This is a genomic window from Nocardia brasiliensis ATCC 700358 (assembly GCF_000250675.2).
Lineage (GTDB): Bacteria > Actinomycetota > Actinomycetes > Mycobacteriales > Mycobacteriaceae > Nocardia > Nocardia brasiliensis_B.
This window is the reverse complement of sequence record NC_018681.1, coordinates 4031919-4049699: the sequence shown is the minus strand read 5'-3', so window position 1 is coordinate 4049699 and position 17781 is coordinate 4031919. Positions and strand designations below refer to the sequence as shown.

Annotated in this window: 19 protein-coding genes; 9 read left to right on the top strand and 10 right to left on the bottom strand. The window is 66.0% G+C overall.

What is annotated here, in order from left to right; translation table 11 throughout:
• Positions 1-44: 44 nt before the first annotated feature.
• From O3I_RS18260 to O3I_RS18250, 3 genes are all read left to right on the top strand, one after another.
• A complete protein-coding gene (locus O3I_RS18260) occupies positions 45-617 on the top strand; it encodes a flavodoxin domain-containing protein (RefSeq protein ID WP_237748325.1) in 573 nt (190 codons plus the stop codon).
• A 129-nt stretch (positions 618-746) separates the two neighbouring features.
• Positions 747-3023, top strand: a complete 2277-nt coding sequence (gene ppsA / locus O3I_RS18255; RefSeq protein WP_014984430.1) for a phosphoenolpyruvate synthase — start codon at positions 747-749, stop codon at positions 3021-3023.
• Between the two features lie 45 nt (positions 3024-3068).
• Positions 3069-3347: a hypothetical protein gene (locus O3I_RS18250; RefSeq protein WP_014984429.1), complete on the top strand. Its 279-nt coding sequence runs from the start codon at positions 3069-3071 to the stop codon at positions 3345-3347.
• Between the two features lie 10 nt (positions 3348-3357).
• On the opposite strand, the gene O3I_RS18245 is transcribed toward O3I_RS18250, so the two are convergent.
• The 4 genes from O3I_RS18245 to O3I_RS42720 all read right to left on the bottom strand — a co-directional run bounded on the left by O3I_RS18245 (position 3358) and on the right by O3I_RS42720 (position 6797).
• The gene (locus O3I_RS18245; RefSeq protein WP_014984428.1) at positions 3358-4812 is read right to left on the bottom strand and encodes a serine hydrolase domain-containing protein; all 1455 of its coding nucleotides are present in this window, start codon (positions 4810-4812) and stop codon (positions 3358-3360) included.
• Between the two features lie 176 nt (positions 4813-4988).
• Positions 4989-5888, bottom strand: a complete 900-nt coding sequence (locus tag O3I_RS18240) for a universal stress protein (RefSeq protein ID WP_014984427.1) — start codon at positions 5886-5888, stop codon at positions 4989-4991.
• 20 nt (positions 5889-5908) lie between these two features.
• Positions 5909-6196, bottom strand: coding sequence for an SHOCT domain-containing protein (locus O3I_RS18235; protein ID WP_014984426.1), 288 nt, complete (start codon positions 6194-6196; stop codon positions 5909-5911).
• 4 nt (positions 6197-6200) lie between these two features.
• Entirely contained in the window at positions 6201-6797 is a 597-nt protein-coding gene (locus tag O3I_RS42720; protein WP_141692115.1) for an Rv1733c family protein, read from the bottom strand.
• Between the two features lie 242 nt (positions 6798-7039).
• Here O3I_RS42720 and O3I_RS46950 point away from each other — a divergent pair, with 242 nt between their 5' ends.
• A complete protein-coding gene (locus tag O3I_RS46950) occupies positions 7040-7906 on the top strand; it encodes a DUF302 domain-containing protein (protein ID WP_014984424.1) in 867 nt (288 codons plus the stop codon).
• A 106-nt stretch (positions 7907-8012) separates the two neighbouring features.
• Here the strand turns inward: O3I_RS46950 and O3I_RS18220 are convergent, their stop codons facing one another.
• A complete protein-coding gene (locus tag O3I_RS18220) occupies positions 8013-8369 on the bottom strand; it encodes an Rv2640c family ArsR-like transcriptional regulator (RefSeq protein WP_014984423.1) in 357 nt (118 codons plus the stop codon).
• Between the two features lie 101 nt (positions 8370-8470).
• On the opposite strand from O3I_RS18220, the gene O3I_RS18215 reads away from it, so the two are divergent.
• The 4 genes from O3I_RS18215 (at position 8471) to O3I_RS18200 (ending at position 10960) form a co-directional block, all read left to right on the top strand.
• Positions 8471-8995: an ArsI/CadI family heavy metal resistance metalloenzyme gene (locus O3I_RS18215; protein ID WP_014984422.1), complete on the top strand. Its 525-nt coding sequence runs from the start codon at positions 8471-8473 to the stop codon at positions 8993-8995.
• 182 nt (positions 8996-9177) lie between these two features.
• Positions 9178-9447 (top strand): ArsR/SmtB family transcription factor, encoded by a 270-nt coding sequence (locus tag O3I_RS18210; RefSeq protein ID WP_237748381.1) that lies wholly within the window; start codon positions 9178-9180, stop codon positions 9445-9447.
• Positions 9444-10535 carry an ACR3 family arsenite efflux transporter gene (gene arsB / locus O3I_RS18205; RefSeq protein WP_014984420.1) on the top strand — a complete coding sequence of 364 codons (1092 nt, stop codon included), beginning with the start codon at positions 9444-9446 and terminating at the stop codon, positions 10533-10535. Before O3I_RS18210 ends, arsB begins: the two co-directional genes overlap by 4 nt.
• Entirely contained in the window at positions 10532-10960 is a 429-nt protein-coding gene (locus O3I_RS18200; protein ID WP_014984419.1) for an arsenate reductase ArsC, read from the top strand. Before arsB ends, O3I_RS18200 begins: the two co-directional genes overlap by 4 nt.
• Before the next feature lie 39 nt (positions 10961-10999).
• On the opposite strand, the gene O3I_RS18195 is transcribed toward O3I_RS18200, so the two are convergent.
• Together O3I_RS18195 and O3I_RS18190 are read right to left on the bottom strand one after the other, a co-directional pair.
• On the bottom strand, positions 11000-11986 hold the full coding sequence (locus tag O3I_RS18195) for an Acg family FMN-binding oxidoreductase (protein WP_014984418.1): 987 nt from the start codon (positions 11984-11986) through the stop codon (positions 11000-11002).
• A 98-nt stretch (positions 11987-12084) separates the two neighbouring features.
• Positions 12085-13260 (bottom strand): 1-phosphofructokinase family hexose kinase, encoded by a 1176-nt coding sequence (locus O3I_RS18190; RefSeq protein ID WP_141692116.1) that lies wholly within the window; start codon positions 13258-13260, stop codon positions 12085-12087.
• 78 nt (positions 13261-13338) lie between these two features.
• Here O3I_RS18190 and O3I_RS18185 point away from each other — a divergent pair, with 78 nt between their 5' ends.
• A complete protein-coding gene (locus tag O3I_RS18185) occupies positions 13339-13710 on the top strand; it encodes a hypothetical protein (RefSeq protein ID WP_014984416.1) in 372 nt (123 codons plus the stop codon).
• 106 nt (positions 13711-13816) lie between these two features.
• Here O3I_RS18185 and O3I_RS18180 read toward each other — a convergent pair whose 3' ends face one another.
• The 3 genes from O3I_RS18180 to O3I_RS18170 form a co-directional block, all read right to left on the bottom strand.
• Entirely contained in the window at positions 13817-15472 is a 1656-nt protein-coding gene (locus tag O3I_RS18180; protein ID WP_081594026.1) for a SulP family inorganic anion transporter, read from the bottom strand.
• Between the two features lie 2 nt (positions 15473-15474).
• The gene (locus tag O3I_RS18175) at positions 15475-17307 is read right to left on the bottom strand and encodes a phosphoenolpyruvate carboxykinase (GTP) (RefSeq protein WP_014984414.1); all 1833 of its coding nucleotides are present in this window, start codon (positions 17305-17307) and stop codon (positions 15475-15477) included.
• Between the two features lie 87 nt (positions 17308-17394).
• Entirely contained in the window at positions 17395-17694 is a 300-nt protein-coding gene (locus O3I_RS18170; protein WP_014984413.1) for an ArsR/SmtB family transcription factor, read from the bottom strand.
• Positions 17695-17781 lie beyond the last annotated feature (87 nt).

Genomic DNA, 17781 nt, shown 5'->3' with positions numbered 1-17781 from the left:
TCCCTATCGCCCGGGTATCACGGCTCTGACCTGGCGATGGGCGGGTGAGCCACGCTGAAGGCATGGAAACGAAACCCATCAGAATCGCGGTCCTCTACGCGACCGCCCAAGGATCCACGCGCGATATCGCGGAGTTCATCGCTGCGGATCTGACCGACCGTGGGGCCGAGGTAGAACTCAGCGACGTCGAGCACGCACCCGAGCTGACCCGCTTCGACGGCGTGATCCTGGGCAGCGCCGTGCACAACATGGCCCTGTTGCCTGAAGCCGAGGCGTTTGTGCGGAACCATCGCGACGAGTTGCGTAAGTCCGATGTGTGGCTGTTCAGCGTCGGGCTCGGCCCGGCGTTGCGCGGCCCGGTCGGTCGACGTCTCGGTGCCATTGTGCCGAAAAAGATTGCCGCCCTGTGCGAAACGGTCAGCCCGTGGGACTATCGCCCCTTTGCCGGACACTATGAACGGGCCGGCATCTCGCTGCGGGCGCGGCTGCTCTATCGATTCATGGGCGGAGGCCGCTATGGCGACCTGCGCAACTGGCACGCGATCCGCACCTGGTCGACCATGATCGCCCAATCGCTCGGTCTGCCCAAAGCCAACACGGCAACCGTGCGCCCCTGACCGCCGCGATGACGGCCGCCGGACGAAACCAGGCCCAACGGCGCATCGGGTCGGGACCTTCGGCGGTAGTGATCGAACAGCGCTCCGAGAGACGCTGAGTACCAATCAGATACCGAGATCGGAGCCGAAATGGGCGACTATGTAGCCGGATTCAGCGAGTTGCGGCTCGCCGACGCGGACAAGGCCGGCGGCAAGGGCGCGAATCTGGGTGAGCTGGTGGCCGCCGCGCTGCCCGTGCCACCCGGTTTCGTCGTTCTGCGCTCGTGCTATGACGAGGTGATCACCGAAGGCCCGCACGGCGTCGAGCTGGACCGGCTGCACGCCGAGGCATTGGAGTCCGTCGACGCCCCCGCGCGAGTCACCCAATTGTGCCGCCGCATGCGCGAACTCGTGCACACCGCGAAAATCGACGGAGCGGTGGCCGACGCCATCCTGTCCGCGTACCACACCCTCGGCGACGAGGTGACGGTAGCGGTGCGCTCCTCCGCCATCGGCGAGGACGGCGCCACCTCCTCCTTCGCCGGTATGAACGTGTCCCGTACCAACGTGCGCAGTGACGACAAACTGCTGACAACCGTCATCGAGTGCTGGGCTTCACTGTTCAGCCCCCGCGTCGTGACCTATCGGGCCAGGCGTGGCATGCATCAGCGACCCGAGATGGCCGTCGTGGTGCAGCGTATGGTCGCCGCCCGGCAGTCGGGCGTGGCATTCACCGCCGATCCCGCCACCGGCCGCCGCGACCGAGTCGTCATCGACGCCGCGCGCGGGCAAGGCGAGGTGGTGGTGTCCGGCGCCACCGAACCGGACACGTATCTGTTCGACTCCGACGGACCCACATTGCTCGAAAGCCGTAGGGGGCATCAAACTTTCGAGATCGTCGCCGGCCCCGACGGCGATCGGCAGATCGATCTGACCGGGACCGACGCGCCGGTGCTGAACGACGCACAGGCAACCGCGGTCGCGCGTCTCGCACTCGCCGTCCCGCAGCACCACGACGGTAGACCTCAGGACGTCGAGTGGACTTTCGACGACCAAACCCTCTGGCTGGTGCAGGCGCGACCGATCACAATGCTGCCCGACAACCCCCAGCAGCCCATCGCAGGCCCGATCCCACTGCCGGTCCTTGTCCGTGGGCTTGCCGCCGCCCCGGGCTCCGCCACCGGTACGGTACGTGTCCTGTCCTCCCCCGCTCAGGGGCAGGCACTGCGCGACGGCGAAGTGCTGGTCGCACCGATGACCAACCCGGATTGGCTGCCCACCCTCACCCGTGCCGCGGCGATCGTCACCGACAGCGGGGGCATGACCTGCCACGCGGCGATCGTCGCGCGTGAGCTCGGTGTGCCCTGCATCGTGGGCGCCCGCACCGCGACCACGGTGCTCGGCAACGGCCTCGTGGTGACTGTCGACGGATCCGCCGGGGAGGTTCGTGCGGGCAAACCGACGTCGGGCACCAGCACTGTCACAGTTCAACCTGTCCCCATCGTTACCGCGGAGACGACGGCCACCCGAATCTATGTCAACCTCGCCTTGCCCGAAGCCGCCGAGAAGGTGGCGCAGACCGACGTCGACGGAGTCGGGCTGCTGCGCGCCGAAACCTTGCTCACCACCGCCCTCGACGGCCGGCACCCGCGTGATCTCGTCGCGCGTGGTGAGGAACAGCATTTCGTGGACCGGATGGCCGAATCGCTGCACCGGATCACCGCCGCCTTCCAACCACGCCCGGTCGTCTACCGCGCAACAGACTTGCGCAGCAACGAGTTCCGCGCGCTTACCGGGGGCAGCCGGTACGAGCCGGTCGAACACAACCCGATGATCGGCTATCGGGGCTGTTACCGCTACATCCGCGAGCCCGAACTCTTCGCGCTGGAACTCGCCGCCCTCGCCCGAGTCCGCGAGCAGACCCCGAACCTGCACCTGATGATTCCCTTCGTGCGCACCCGCTGGGAGCTGGAGGCCTGTCTCGAATTGGTCGACGCGAGTCCGCTCGGCAAGCATCGTGGCCTGCACCGCTGGGTGATGGCCGAAGTGCCGTCGGTGGTGCACTGGCTGCCCGAGTACGTCGGGCTCGGCGTCGACGGTGTCTCGATCGGCAGCAACGACCTGACCCAGCTCATGCTCGGCGTGGACCGCGATTCCGAGCAATGCGCCGAACTCTTCGACGAATCCGATCCGGCGGTCCTCGACGCCATCGCCCGTATCATCGCCACCGCCCGCCGCCTCGGCATCACCTCGTCCCTGTGCGGCCAAGCGCCGTCGAACCACCCCGAATTCGCCGAACACCTCGTGCGCATGGGGATTACGTCGATCTCGGTCACCCCGGACGCCGCTGCGGCAGCCCGCCGCACCGTCGCCGCGGCCGAGCGGCGGCTACTGCTCGATCGAGCTCTCAACGACGGGCGGGCGTAATCCGCGACCGCCGTCCACCATCTGACCACCAGTGAAGGAAACACGATGAGCGACAAGTCTTCCCGTATGCCGTACCACAGCAAGCCGGGCGAAAGTCTCGCCGACACCTACAACATTCCCGGCATCGCCTTGTTCCTGTGCGGAATCGTCGGGTTGGCCTGCACCCTCACCGCGGCAGGCTACGGATTCGCGGGGTGGGTCATTCTCGGATCCAGCGCGACCGCACTCTGTTTCGGCATCAGCATCACGTTGTTCCTGCTCGAACACGAACGGCTGCGCCGCCTCGCCGAGCGCCGTGCCGGACTGCCGCCCGCACAGCACTGATCGCACTACCCTACTTACGCTTGTACAGCGCCATCGGCAGTAGGTCTGCATGCAACGTCCTGCTGCCGGTGTACGCGTCTGTGCCGAATACCACTCGCGCAGAAGGTATCCCGAATGCGGACAGATCGATTCGGAACGCGTAAGCGTCCTTGTCGTCGTCGGGATGCAAGGGCAGCCCCCGCAGGAGGGCAGGGACCGGGGTCAGAATTCGCAATATCGGCCTACCGCTGCGGATTCGGACCTCGGCGCCGGCTCCCACCATCATCCGCGCGCGGACGTCGGTGAGCGCCCCGCGCATCCGATAGGAACCGCAGATCTCCGCCCAGATCGCGGGATCATGCGGAATGTCGGTGCGAACAGCGGCCGGTGCGATACCGAGCGCTTCCCCGAGTAGCGCGGACGTCTCGGCCGGCAGCCACAACAACGCTCGGTGCGCACCATTGGTGCACGCGAACACACCGACCCGAGCATCCGGCGCGAACCAGATCTGGGAGTTGAATCCCGGCAGTATGCCTTGATGTTCGAGAACCGTCTGGTTGCCGATCTCGTTGCGGAAGAAGGCCAGTCCCATGCCCGGCAGTCGCGGATCAGGTTGGTACTGCGGCGCGAACATCTGTGCCAGCGTTGCGGGTTCGAGCACTGTCCCGTGTTCGTTCGCTCCGCCTCCCGTCAGTGCCGAAAGGTATCGGGCCATATCCCGCGCCGTCGAGTAGGCCGACGACGCGGCAGCGGTGACCATCTCCCGGTCGATGACACCCCGCGCGCCGTTGGGACCGAGAGTGTATCCGGTGGCTCGCCGAGCCCGGTCGATGCGTGCCGGGTCCAGATCGGTGTCGGTCATGCCGAGCGGTCCGAAGATGTGCTCGCGCAGGTACCGTGCCAGCGGCACGCCGCTGACGTCCTCGATGATCTGGCCGACCGTGGCGAAGCCGTGATCGGTATAAATCCACCGCGTCCCGGGTTCGGCATTGGTGTGCAGTGCACCCCGGTAGAACTCGGCCGGCGTCGGCACCGGTCGCTGCTGTGCCACGCTCTCACCGAAGTCGGGACGCAATGCCTGTGCGGGCCGGACGATCTCGCTGATGCCGGAGGTGTGGGTGAGCAGATGCCGCAGCGTGGCGTCGCCGAGTTCCGGGCGGGCGGGAACCAGCCGGTATGCGCGCAGATAGGCATTCGCGGGCACGTCGAGGTCTACCAGCCCACGCTCCCACAGTTGCATGGCGGCGATCGCGGTGAAGGTCTTGGTGATCGACGCGATACGAAAGACGGTGTCTTCGGTGACCGGTCGGCGGGATGCGATATCGGCAGCTCCGTGGCCGACGAAAGTTGCCGATCTTCCGTCGCGCACGACCGCCGCCACGAAACCGACGGCTGGCCGCCGATTCAGCAACTCGGCGATTCGGTGGTGGGTCGGTCCGGCACTGTTCGCACTGGATGATGACTGGAAATCGTGCTCGCCGGACATAACGCCTCCGTGTCCCTGGCCGGAGCCTTCGCTCCACGATGCTCAGGAAATAGCGTGCGCCCGAGGACGACTCGCCCGATGGAGCCCATCGGAGGGGATTCGAGGGACTTTGGTCCCAGGCCCGGCCGTCTGCGCCGGTCCCGCGGTCGGGACCGGCGCAGGCCGGTGGTGCCGGGTCAACGTTCGCGGACGACGATCATCGGCGACTCGACCGAGTGCAACAGCGCGTTGCTGGTCGAGCCGAGCAGCATGCTCGCGAAGCCGCCGCGTCCGTGACTGCCGACCACAACCAATTGGGCATTCGCCGACTCGTCCAGCAATGAGCGAACAGGGCGGTCGGCCTTGACGATTCGGCGTACGGTGACATCGGGGTAACGCTCGGCGTAGCCGGCGAGACTTTCGGCGAGGATGGCCTCGGACGACTCCTGGGCGCCGTCCCAGCCTGCGACCGGCAGATCCATTCCGCTGACGTCGCTCCAGGCGTGCAGCGCGGTGAGACCTACTTTGCGGCGGGATGCTTCCTCGAAGGCGAACTCCAGTGCGGGCACGCTGTTGGCGGTGCCGTCCACGCCGACGAGCACCGGCAGGGTTGCCGAGACCGGGTCTATCGCCGAGATCCCGTGGATCACGGCGACCGGGCAGTGGGCGTGGTGGGTCGTGGCAGTGCTGACCGAGCCCAGCAGCCCGCGCTGGAACGCACCCATCCCGCGACTGCCGACCACCAGCATGGACGCGTGCGCGGACCGCTCGATCAGCATTGGTATCACCAGTTCGAACGACACTTCCGTGCTGATGACGGGTTCCTCGCCCGGCGCGGCCGTTCGAGCGATTCGCTTGGCCTCGTGCAGGATTCGTTCGCCGTCGCGCCGCAGCCACTCCAGATCGGATTCGCCCAGCGACATTCCCGGCCCGTAACCGGTCCGGATCGCCATAGAGGTCAACAGATGGAGTGGGCGACGATGCAGGGTTGCTTCGACAGCCGCCCACGCCGCCGCCTGGTACGAGCTCGCCGAGCCATCGACCGCGGCGATGATCGGGTCGGATCGTGTTGCCGACGAGACGTTTTCGGTAGTCATGGGATTTCAGCCTCTCGGGTTCAGTGCTGCGGGTGGTGTGCGTCGCCGTGTTTCGGCGCCGAGGTCGGGCGGAGCACGGCCAGTCGACGCCGGTACTCGGTCTCATCGAGTTCGCCGCTGGCGAAACGTTCGGCCAGCAATGCCTCCGGCGCCAGCCGCACGGGCCCCTGCGATTTCGGTTCCGGGGCGAGATCGCCCCTGCTGAGCGCAACGATCGCGACGACAACGGCGACCCACAGGGGCAGCGCGAACAAGATCATGAGCGCGAACATCCACCAGTGCACGGCGTCGCCATACCAATACATCATTTTCTCAGTCCTTACTGATCGGACGGCTGAGTTGCCGCCACTCATCGGCCCATCGGGCGTTGCGGTGCCGATCCAGCACCCATCCGGTGCCACGAACCAGGCACCAACCACACAGCCAGGTGCCGACGAGTACGACGACGCCCACACCGATCCCGGTCACGACGGCGGCTACGGCTTCCGGTGGCTCGGTGGTCGGCGAACCGTCCGCGCCGAGCCAGATCGTCACCAGGTCACCTGATTGCCGTCCGCGCGGCACCGGTACGACGGCAGTACCCGGATGTTCTGCGTCCATCCACTGAACGCGGGCCTGGTACTCGTACGCCGCGGTCTTGGTGGGGTTCTCCGTAAGTACCGCGCTGACACTGTGTTTCGTGTTTCGCTCGAGGTCGATCCGTGCGGCGCTCTCGGTGTAGGCCGATGTGCCGAGCGCACCCGCCACGGGCACCGCGACGAGCACGGCTAGTGTCGCGATGATCCGCACCAACGCCTCACAGCGATCCGAGGTGCGCAGCATGGGATTGGGGCTCCACGGCCGGGTCGACCACCAGCGGATCAGTCGAATCCATGACGTGTGGATCGGGATAATCGTGTGCTCCGACATCGCCGTTCGCCTCGCTTCAGTCCTGTGTTGTCTTCAAGGATCCCGCTCAGCGCCACCCGCGGGCAGGGAACAAGGTCCCTCGTCAGCGGCCGAGTGACCTGTTTCAGGGCTCGTCTCGGCAACCGCGGCCGAAAGTCCCTCCGCGCGCGTCGGTTCGGCACTAGTCGCGCGCCTCGACGGCTGCCTACCGTCGATACCGCACGCCGATCCCAGCCGGACCGGCGAACATCGAGGAGCAGGCCATGGCGTATCAGATCTCGGTCGACCATTCGACCCCGTACACCATCCTCGAACTGCGCCGCACCGTGCGCACCGACCAGGCCGGCGAAGACATCGGCAGCGGAATGGACGCGCTCTACGGGCTCGCCGCGGCCAACGGACTCGCGCCCGCCGGACCGCCGACCACCACCTATATCGGCGAATTCCGGCCTGGCGCCAAGGCCGAGGTCGACTTCGGGCTACCGGTCTTCCCGAATCCGATCGGCGGCGCCAACGAGGAAATGACGTTGCGGCAGACCGAACCTCAGACGTTCGCGCGCCTCACTCATCGAGGTTCCTACCACCTGATCGGGGACGCTTACAACGCTCTCTACGAGTGGCTGCGCGGCTCGCCGTACCAGCAGGCTGGGCCGCCCACCGAGGTATACATGGTCGCGCCGGACGAAGCGCTCGATCCACGCGACCTGCTCACCGAGATCCGCCTCCCCATCGCTGCGGCCGATCTCACCGTGCGCGTCTCGGTGCCGTTCGCCCAGGCCGTTTCGCTGGTGCGTGACGCACTCACCACGCAGGGCTTCGGCGTACTGACCGAAATCGACATCAGAGCAACACTTTTCGCCAAACTCGGGACAGACATGGAAGACTACGTCATCCTCGGCGCCTGCAACCCGAACCTCGCCCAGCAGGCGCTCGATATCGACCGCCAGGTCGGAAAACTGTTGCCCTGCAACGTGGTGGTACGCGCCGAGGACGACAGCATTGTCGTCGAAGCGGTGGACCCAGATCTGCTGCTGCGCGCGGACAACCAACCAGGACTGCGCCCCATCGCACAAGACGCGCGCTCGCGCCTGGCCGCGGCGCTCACCGTGGTGGCAGCCGGCGCGAGATAGGCTTATCGAGCGTCCACCCTTCGTGCCCGGCGAATCCGTTGAGCGTCAAAGTGCCGATGAGCACGCGCGGTCTCGGCTTCGTTCAGCCCAGTCCGGTTACTTCCAGTCAGCAGCAGTTGGGGTCGAGGACCAAGCAGAGGGCACTGAGTGCGTCGCGACGCGCGCGGTGGAAGGTGTTCATACCCCGGCGTTCGGATTCGATGAGCCCTGCGGTGCGGAGTTGACCGAGGTGGTGGCTGACCGTCGATTCCGATACGCCGACAGCGGCGGCGAGCTCGCCGCTGTTCTCCTCGCCCGTCGCGCTGGTCAGCAGCAGCGACATCAGCTTTACCCGGACCGGGTCGGCGATTGCCTTGAGCCGCAATGCCACTTCGAGTGCGGCGGCGTCGTCGACCGGTCCGGCCGCGACGGGTGGGCAGCAGACCGGGGCGGACATGTCGATCACGGGTAGCGCCTTGGGCATGGAACCAGACTACCCACTTCGTTGACATATGTCGAAAAGGTGAGGCACACTCGGTCTCGTCGGTTCTTCGACATATGTCTCACAAGTGGAGGTTCGTCATCATGTCCCGTGTCCAGCTCGCTCTCAACGTCGATGACCTCGACCAGGCGATCACGTTCTATTCGACGCTGTTCAACACCGAACCGGCCAAGCGCAAGCCCGGTTACGCCAACTTCGCCGTCGCCGAGCCGCCGTTGAAGCTGGTCCTGATCGAAAACGCCGGCCAGGGCGGCAGTATCAACCACCTCGGGGTCGAGGTCGAGTCCTCCGAGCGGGTGCACGGCGAAATCGCCCGGCTGTCGGAGGCGGGGTTGTTCACCGAAGAGCAGATCGCGACTACGTGTTGTTTCGCCACCCAGGACAAGGTGTGGGTCACCGCCCCCGATGCCGAGCGCTGGGAGGTCTACACAGTGCTGGCCGACAGTGAATCCTTCGGCACCGCACGCGAACTCGCCGAACCAGAGCGTGCCGATGCCGAAGCTGTGCAGGTGTGCTGTGGCACCGCCGAAGAGGCCGCGGCCGAGGGTGCGTGCTGCGGCAGCGCGGCCAGGGAGAAAGCTCTCGCCTCGGGCGCGAGCTGCTGCTGACCCACGCCCTCGGGTGGGCGAGTTCATCGGCTGTTCGTTTGCGCTCTGATATCGATAACTGTCAATATCGATACATGCCGAAGTCGGAGTTGCCGTTGATCGGTGTGCCCGCACCGGGCTGTGCGGGCACACCCCGGATCCGCCCACCCCTGGACGCGGACACCGCGACCGAAGTGGCCGTCATGTTCAAAGCCCTGTCGGATCCGGTGCGGCTGCGGTTGCTCTCCGCGATCGCCGCCCGCGCCGGTGGCGAGGCATGCGTGTGCGATGTGTCCGAGGGACTCGAGGTCAGTCAACCGACCGTGTCTCACCACTTGAAGGTGCTGCGCCAGGCCGGGCTGCTCACCAGCGAACGCCGCGCGTCCTGGGTGTACTACCGGGTGATTCCCGAAGCGCTGCAACGACTCTCGGGTCTACTCGCGATCGAAGCCGATGTGGCGGTGAGCGCGTGACCACCACCGCCGAACACCCCGACGTCGTCGGGAAACTCTCGCGGCTGGACCGGTTCCTGCCGGTGTGGATCGGCGCGGCCATGGTCCTCGGGCTGCTACTGGGCCGGGCTATCCCTGGTCTCGGGGACGCCCTGTCGGCGGTACAGGTCGACGGGATCTCGCTGCCGATCGCGCTCGGGCTGCTGGTAATGATGTACCCGGTGCTGGCGAAGGTTCGTTACGACCGCCTCGACGCGGTCACCGGCGACCGTCGCCTGCTGCTCGGCTCCCTTGTTCTGAACTGGGTCATCGGACCCGCGCTCATGTTCGCCTTGGCCTGGCTGCTACTACCGGATCTACCCGAGTACCGGACCGGGCTGATCATCGTCGGCCTGGCCCGGTGTATCGCGATGGTGATCATCTGGAACGACCTGGCCTGCGGCGACCGCGAAGCCGCCGCCGTCCTGGTCGCACTCAACTCGATCTTCCAGGTCGTCATGTTCGCCGTCCTGGGCTGGTTCTACCTCTCGGTGCTACCCGGCTGGCTCGGCTTGGCGCAAACCGAGATCCACACCTCGCCGTGGCAGATCGCGAAATCGGTGCTGATCTTCCTCGGCATCCCACTCCTGGCCGGATACCTCACCCGGCGATTCGGCGAAAAAGCCAGGGGCAGAACCTGGTACGAATCGAAGCTGCTACCCGCGCTCGGGCCGTGGGCGCTCTACGGACTGCTGTTCACCATCGTCATCCTGTTCGCCCTACAAGGCCGCCAGATCACCTCCCACCCCCTCGACGTCGTCAGAATCGCAGTCCCGCTACTGGTCTACTTCACGCTCATGTGGGGAGGCGGCTACCTGCTCGGCGTACTCCTGCACCTCGGTTACGAGCGCACGACCACGATGGCCTTCACCGCCGCAGGCAACAACTTCGAGCTCGCCATCGCCGTCGCCATCGCCACCTACGGCGCCACCTCCGGGCAAGCACTCGCCGGAGTCGTCGGCCCGCTCATCGAAGTCCCCGTCCTCGTCGGGCTCGTCTACGTCTCCCTCGCCCTGCGAAACCGCCTCCCGCACAGCACGACCCAGCATCGAACCGGAGACCCCGCATGACCGGCCGACCCACCCCCACCCTCGCGAGCGTGTTGTTCGTCTGCGTGCACAACGCCGGACGCTCCCAAATGGCCGCCGCGTTCCTCACCCACCTCGCCGCAGGCAAGGTCGAGGTTCGCTCGGCCGGCTCGACCCCCGCCGAGGCGGTCAATCCGATCGCGATCCAGGCCATGAGCGAGGTCGGCATCGACATCTCCACCGAAATACCCAAGGTGCTCACCGGCGACGTCGTCGAATCCTCCGACGTGGTGATCACCATGGGCTGCGGGGACGCCTGCCCGTACTTTCCCGGAAAGCGTTATCTGGACTGGAAACTCGACGATCCCGCCGGACAAGGCATCGATGCCGTGCGCCCCATTCGCGACGAGATCGAACACCGCGTGCGTGGCCTGCTCGACGAACTCGGCATACCCTCACCGCAATGACCACCGTCGACCTGTGCCTACTGGCGACGCGAAACGCGTTCAACCGATCGGAGCGTCGAAGGGGTCCAGAACGTCGTCGACAGCTCGACGTGGTGTCATCGGCAGTGGCGCCGCGCTTGTGGGCACCCAGCCGATTCGAATGATCGCCTGGGGGTAGGCGTTACCGTCGAGGACACCACGTCGAACATCGTGGCGCAGTTCCGCGATCTCGAGCGGTTCGGTGAGCACGCAGGTCGCCAGGCCGACATTGGTCGCGGTCAGCAACACTGCACTCAGTGCCTCACCTGCTTGCAATCGGGACATCCGGTCGTCGCCGGAGGTGGCGAGCACCAGCAGGTCCGCGAAATCCGGCTCATGGGCGGTGTCGCTCAGTTGCGGGGCGACGAACGTTCGAGCCGGCAATTCGTCCTCCGCCCGAGGAGCGGGCGCACTACGTGCAGGCACACCCTCGGCGGCACTGTGTCTGCCGCTCCAGTTCGCAAGTTCGAATCGGTACTCCGGATTCATCGCATGCTGAACCGCCGCGGCACGAGTAGCCGTGATCAGTTGTTCCCGTGAGCGATCCGTGGCCTGACGCAGGAGCGCCCCGAGCGCTGAGGCGCGTTCGGCGGCGAGTCCGAGATACCCGCGGGGGATCGGCCAGGAGGTGTAGTGCCTGCGATCGGTCTGCCGACGCGAGATGGCAGCGCTCAGTTCGACTTCCGCCGGCGTGGGCCGGTGACGCAGCAACTCGATCGACGCCAGATGGTTCGGATCGGCCGGGTTGGGCAGCCGATGCACCACCGCCGACCAGCCGAGCGCTGCAAGAGCGACACGCAGATGATGCAGTGCCGCACCACAGCTGAGCACCATCTCCCGTTGATCGGGGTCTGTGGCAGGCAGTGCTCGCGCGGGATCGAGGTACAGATGCACCGACCTGCTGCCGATCCGCCAGCGCCACGGTTGTGAGTTGTGCACCGACGGTGCCCGCACCGCGAGCGCCAGTGCTGTCTTGACGGTGTTGTCGTCGGGCAGTCCGTGGTCCATGGTCGTTACCTCCAGCTTGTTTCCGTCTACCGTCCCACCGAAGCAAGGTCGCGGATAAGGGCACGATGGCCTCCTGCCGAATCGAAAAGCCCTCGAACTCAAGGACCTTCGGCCGCCCGCACGCGCTCGGCGATGTCGCGCCGGTCGATCCGGTACGTGCGCACCTGCTCGACCAGCGCATCGACCGTCACGGCGGCGAAGACCTCGGTGCCCGGCCGCAGCACCGTGGCCGAAGCCGCCGCGACACCGTATTCGCCGGCTCGACGGCAGTCGGTGGCGAGCCGCGCGGTGAACGCGGCGACCAGGCTGTCGCCCGCGCAAGCATCGCTGCGCCGCGGCGATACCGACACGGGCGCAGAAATCCGATAATGCGAAGACTCATTCGAGTAGACAGCGCCCAACGCAGCCACAGTCGTGATCGCGTTGCCGGTGGCACCGATATCCAAGAGCAGGTCGTTGGCCGTCTGGGCGTCCTCGAAACACTCGATCGGACGGCCGAGCAGACCGGTCGCCTCACGACGGTCGAGCCGAATCGCGAATGAATTCTCCCCCAACACTTCTCGCAATTGCTGCCCGGCGATATCGAGTACGACACGGGTGGCGGCCGGATCGACGCCGTGCACGATCCGAGCACAGAAGTCGTCCGGCATACCGGGTGGAACGCTACCGGTAAGCACCAGATACGGAAACCGTTGCGCGGCAGTGGTGATCGCGGACAAGCAACGCTCCCGCTCGGCGGCGGTCAATTCCGCGCCCGGCGGCACCAGGTGATAGCTGTGCCAGACATCTGTCTCCGCTACCACGACAGCTTCCCGTGTGTCGGAACCTATCTCGATGCCACTGTGGGCAAGCCCCTCCTCGTCGAGCAGACGGTTCAACCGCGCCCCCACCTCTCGACCGAAAGTGTGCAAGGCGAACGCGGAACCGCCCAGCCTGCTCACACAGCGTGCGACATTCAACCCCCCGCCGCCGGCCTGAACCGATCGCACCGTCACTCGATTCTTGCCTTCGTCGCGCAGCCGACCGACTTCTAGGCTGATGTCCACGGTCGGGTTCAAGGTAACCGTCAGAATCGGCAGCGACGTCGGCATCAGTCCTCCTGGGCGGCGGGTAGCCATCCCAGCTTCGCGCGCCCGTACCGGATGACCACAGTGCCGAATGGCCTCGGTCAGCAGCCGCAGGTCCCGTCCGACCACTGCACTCCGAGACCGCGCCGTCCGACCTGCTTGATTGCAGAACATAGAAATTGCATACCTAATGGAATTCTTCAGCAATCGGCGGACAACCCCCGTGGCACGTAGGTAGCGTCTCGGCGCGCGAAGGTCTTCAAACCGCGCTAGAGAGGAATGACCATGGCGGACATGGACGTTGCGTTGAAGGACATGATGCTGCTGGACGGCGCGCTCGGCGCCGCTGTCGTCGACTACGGCAGTGGCATGCCGCTAGGCCACCTGGGTGGCTCGAAGGCATTGGACATCGAGCTCGCGGCCGCGAGCAACACCGAATTGGTCCGCGCCAAGATGCGCACGATCGAGCAACTCGGACTCGACGAAGGCATCGAGGATGTGCTGATCACCCTCGGCAGTCAGTATCACCTGATCCGCCCGACGCATGGCCGAAAGACCAGAGGGCTGTTCCTTTACCTCGCCCTGGATCGCGGCCGCGGCAACCTCGCCCTTGCCCGGCGGCGCTTGAAAGACATCGAGGAAGATCTCGAGGTCTGAACCGCCGACCGAGTTCGGCAGAGACAACGGGGTTCGCGCCCGGCAGCCGCTGGCCGATCACCAGCGGCTGTACAGCGGTGAAACAGATCGAACGGCAAGGCGACACTCACCGTCGCGCGCTTTCGACGCCGCTCGGCAGGTAGCCACGCGCGTGCACGATGGCTTCTCGGGTGTGCCCGAAAATGTGCGCGTCACCGCCGACCGGCAATGCGCCGATGGCGGCCAGACGGCGGCGGTGATCGGCGCGCAGGCCCGACATCAGAACGGTGATCTGCCGATGCTCCAGCTTTCGGATGACATCCGCGAGTACGAGCGCGCCGGTCGTATCCAACGCCGTGATGTGGGACATTCGCAGAATCACCACGTGCACGTCCGATATCTCGGCGAGCTCCAGCAGGAACCGATGCGCGGCGGCGAAGAACAGCGGCCCTTCGATCCGATAGGCGACGATGTGGTCGTGCAGCAGTTCACGCTCCGCCGTCCGGGATTCCTCGTCGTCGCTCCCGATGTCGATCGGAAATTGTTGCAGCCGAGCCTCTTTCGCCACTGATCGCACCGCGAGCAGCACCGCAGCGCCGACCCCCACCGCTACCGCGGTGACCAGGTCCACGGCGACCGTGACGCCGAAGGTCACCGCCATGATGACGGCGTCTCCCTTCGAGGCCCGTGCGATCGCCGCCAGGGAGGCCGTCTCCACCATGCGCACCGTGGTGGCCAGCAGCACACCGGCCAGCGCCGCCAAGGGCACGTCCGCAACCAAAGGCGCGGCCAGATAGACGACCCCCGCGAGTATGAGCGCGTGCGTGAGGGCCGCGAGCCGAGTACGCGCACCGGAGCGCACGTTGACGGCAGTACGGGCAATCGCACCGGTCGCGGGTACTCCGCCGAACAAGGGAGCCGCGATGTTGGCCAGCCCCTGCCCGAGCAGCTCCCGGTCCGGATCGTAGCGAGCGCCCACGGCCATCGCATCCGCGGCAGACGCCGACAACAGTGATTCCAGCGCAGCCAGTGCCGCTACCGCCAGGGCGGGCGCGACAAGCGCGCCCAATTGCTCCAGATGCAGAAATTCCCAACTGGGACAAGGCAATCCGGAGGGAATGGCACCGATCGGGGTGAGCTCGAGATGCATGATCCGTGCTGCCACGGTCGCCCCGGCCACGGCGATCAGCGCGAACGGCAACCTCGGTAACAGCCGACCGCCACCCAGCACAATGGCGGCAACCACGAACGCGGTGATCAGCGGCATCGGGTTCGCATGCGAGGCATACTGGCGGACCGCGTCGAAAGCCGACTGCCACACCTTCTCCCCGTCTGCGTGTGCGATCCCCAAGGCGGCCGGAACCTGTTGCAGCGCTATTACTGTCGCGATTCCCGCCGTGAAGCCCTCCAGCACGGGTGCGGGCAGGTAACGGACCGCGCGTCCCACTCGCGCGAAGGCCAGCATCACCAGAACGACGCCTGCCATCAGCCCGACGGCCAGCACGGCAGGTGCGCCGTGCCGGTGGAAGATCGGAACCAACACGACCGTCATCGCGCCTGTGGGTCCGGAGACCTGGAAGCCCGAGCCTCCGAACACCGCGGCGATCACCCCCGCGACAACGGCGGTGGCGAGCCCGGCCGATGCGCCGAGGCCCGAGGCGATGCCGAAGCCCAACGCCAGCGGAAGTGCCACCAGCGCGACGATCAAACCCGACAGTAGATCCGCACCCGGTGCGCGGACACCTGGACTCCAGTCCGACCAACTCGGCAGAAACGCACGCACGATCAGTGCGCCACGGCGAGACGAGCCCGGAGCGCGGCGAGCTGGACGCGCAGGGCGTCGGGCATCCTGTTCCCACCGATCGAGTCGTACCACTGCTCGATTGCCGCGACCTCGGCCACCCATTCCTCGACGTCCACGGCCAAGGCATCGGCCACCGAGTCGCGATATCCATCGGACAGACCTGATCGGTCCAAGTCCGCAGGATTCGGCACATAACCGATCGGCGTCTCGACCGCGCCGGCCGCGCCGTCGAGACGTTCCAGCGCCCATTTCAATACCCGTACGTTGTCACCGAAACCCGGCCACAGAAACTGTCCACCTGTGCCTCGGCGGAACCAGTTGACCTGGAAGATCTTCGGCAGCTTGGCGGGATCCGCAGCCGCCCCGAGCCGCAGCCAGTGCGCGAAGTAGTCGCCTACGTGGTAGCCGAGGAACGGCAACATCGCCATCGGATCGCGGCGCACGACGCCGACCTGCCCAGCAGCCGCGGCGGTCGTCTCCGAGGACAGCACAGATGCGGTGAACACCCCGTGTTCCCAGCTGAACGACTCGCTGACCAGCGGGATCGTCGTGGCACGGCGCCCTCCGAAAAAGATGGCAGAGATCGGCACTCCGGTCGGATCGTTCCATTCCGCGGCGACCGAGGGGCACTGTGCGATCGGCGTGCAGTATCGCGAGTTCGGATGTGCGGCAAGTGTTTCCGACTTCGGCGTCCAGTCCTTGCCACGCCAGTCGACGAGATGGCCGGGTGCGACATCGGTCAAGCCTTCCCACCACACGTCCGCGTCGTCGGTCAGCGCGGTGTTGGTGAAGATCGAATTGCCGACGTTGATCGTGGCGATCGCATTGGGGTTCGTCGTGGTACCGGTGCCCGGTGCGACTCCGAAGAACCCTGCCTCCGGGTTCACCGCGTACAAACGGCCATCCGCCCCGAAGCGCAGCCAGGCGATATCGTCGCCGATCGTCTCGGCTTTCCAGCCCGGCAATGCCGGTTCCAGCATGGCCAGATTCGTTTTGCCGCAGGAGGAGGGAAACGCACCCGCAATGTAGTGCGTCTTGCCCCGCGGGGACGTCAGTTTCAGTATCAGCATGTGCTCGGCGAGCCACCCCTCGTCACGACCGAGCACGGACGCGATGCGCAGCGCGAAGCACTTCTTGCCGAGCAGCGCGTTGCCGCCGTAGCCGGAGCCGTAACTCCAGATGGCGCGGGCTTCCGGGAAATGCGCGATGTACTTCGTCTTGTCGCAAGGCCATGCGACGTCCGCCTGCCCGTCGGCCAGCGGAGCACCGACCGAGTGCAGGCATCGGACGAATTCGGTGCCTGCGATGAGCTTTTCCCACACCGGGGCGCCGGAGCGGGACATGATCTGCATCGACACTGCTACATACGCCGAATCAGTGATCTGCACACCGAATTTCGGATCGTCGGCGGCCAACGACCCCATGCAGTAGGCGATCACGAACATAGTGCGCCCGACCATCGATCCGCGGTAGTGCTCAGTCATCACCGTGCGCATATCCACCGGATCGACCCAGTTGTTGGTCGGGCCGGCATCGTCACGATCCCGGGAACAGATGAAGGTTCGGTCCTCTACCCGAGCAACATCCTCGGCATCCGACACACACCAGAACGAGTTCGGCTTGCCGTCCAGCCGGACGAACGTGCCCTGGCGTACCAGCGCAGTGGTCAACCGGTCCCACTCCGCTCGGGATCCGTCGCAGAACACTATTCGATCCGGTGCGGTCAACTCGGCAACCTCGGCCACCCAGGACAGGACACCCGTATGGTCGGTCGGCACGGCGGAGGGCTGGATGGCGAGGGGGCGGTCGGACACGCGGTTCTCCTTCTTGACACACTAGATAGTTAGTTTAGAAATTATGCAATCAATGGGCAGCAGAAGACCCGCAGAAAGACCTCGAACTCAGGCAGGCTCTTCTAGCGCCTCGACCTGACCAGCGACAACGCCCGTGAGAATGGCCCGTGCCGTAGCCAGCAATTGGGCGACCTCCGGCGACGTGAGCTCGTAGGTCACCGACAAGCCCGTACGGCTGGCACGCACCAGACCGGCCCGGCGCAGAATCGCCAGCTGCTGCGACAAGTTCGCCGACTCCACGCCGATCTCGCTCAGCATTTCCGACACCGCGTGCTCACGTTCGCTCAGCAGTTCCAGCACTCGGATCCGCACAGGATGTCCGAGCGTCTTGAAGAAGTCGGCCTTCATCTGGTATAGCGGCCTACTCAACCCCGGCACGTGCCACACCCTTCCGTCGCAGCAGGAGTGGCGCCTCGACCGCTCCCAATTGCAGAG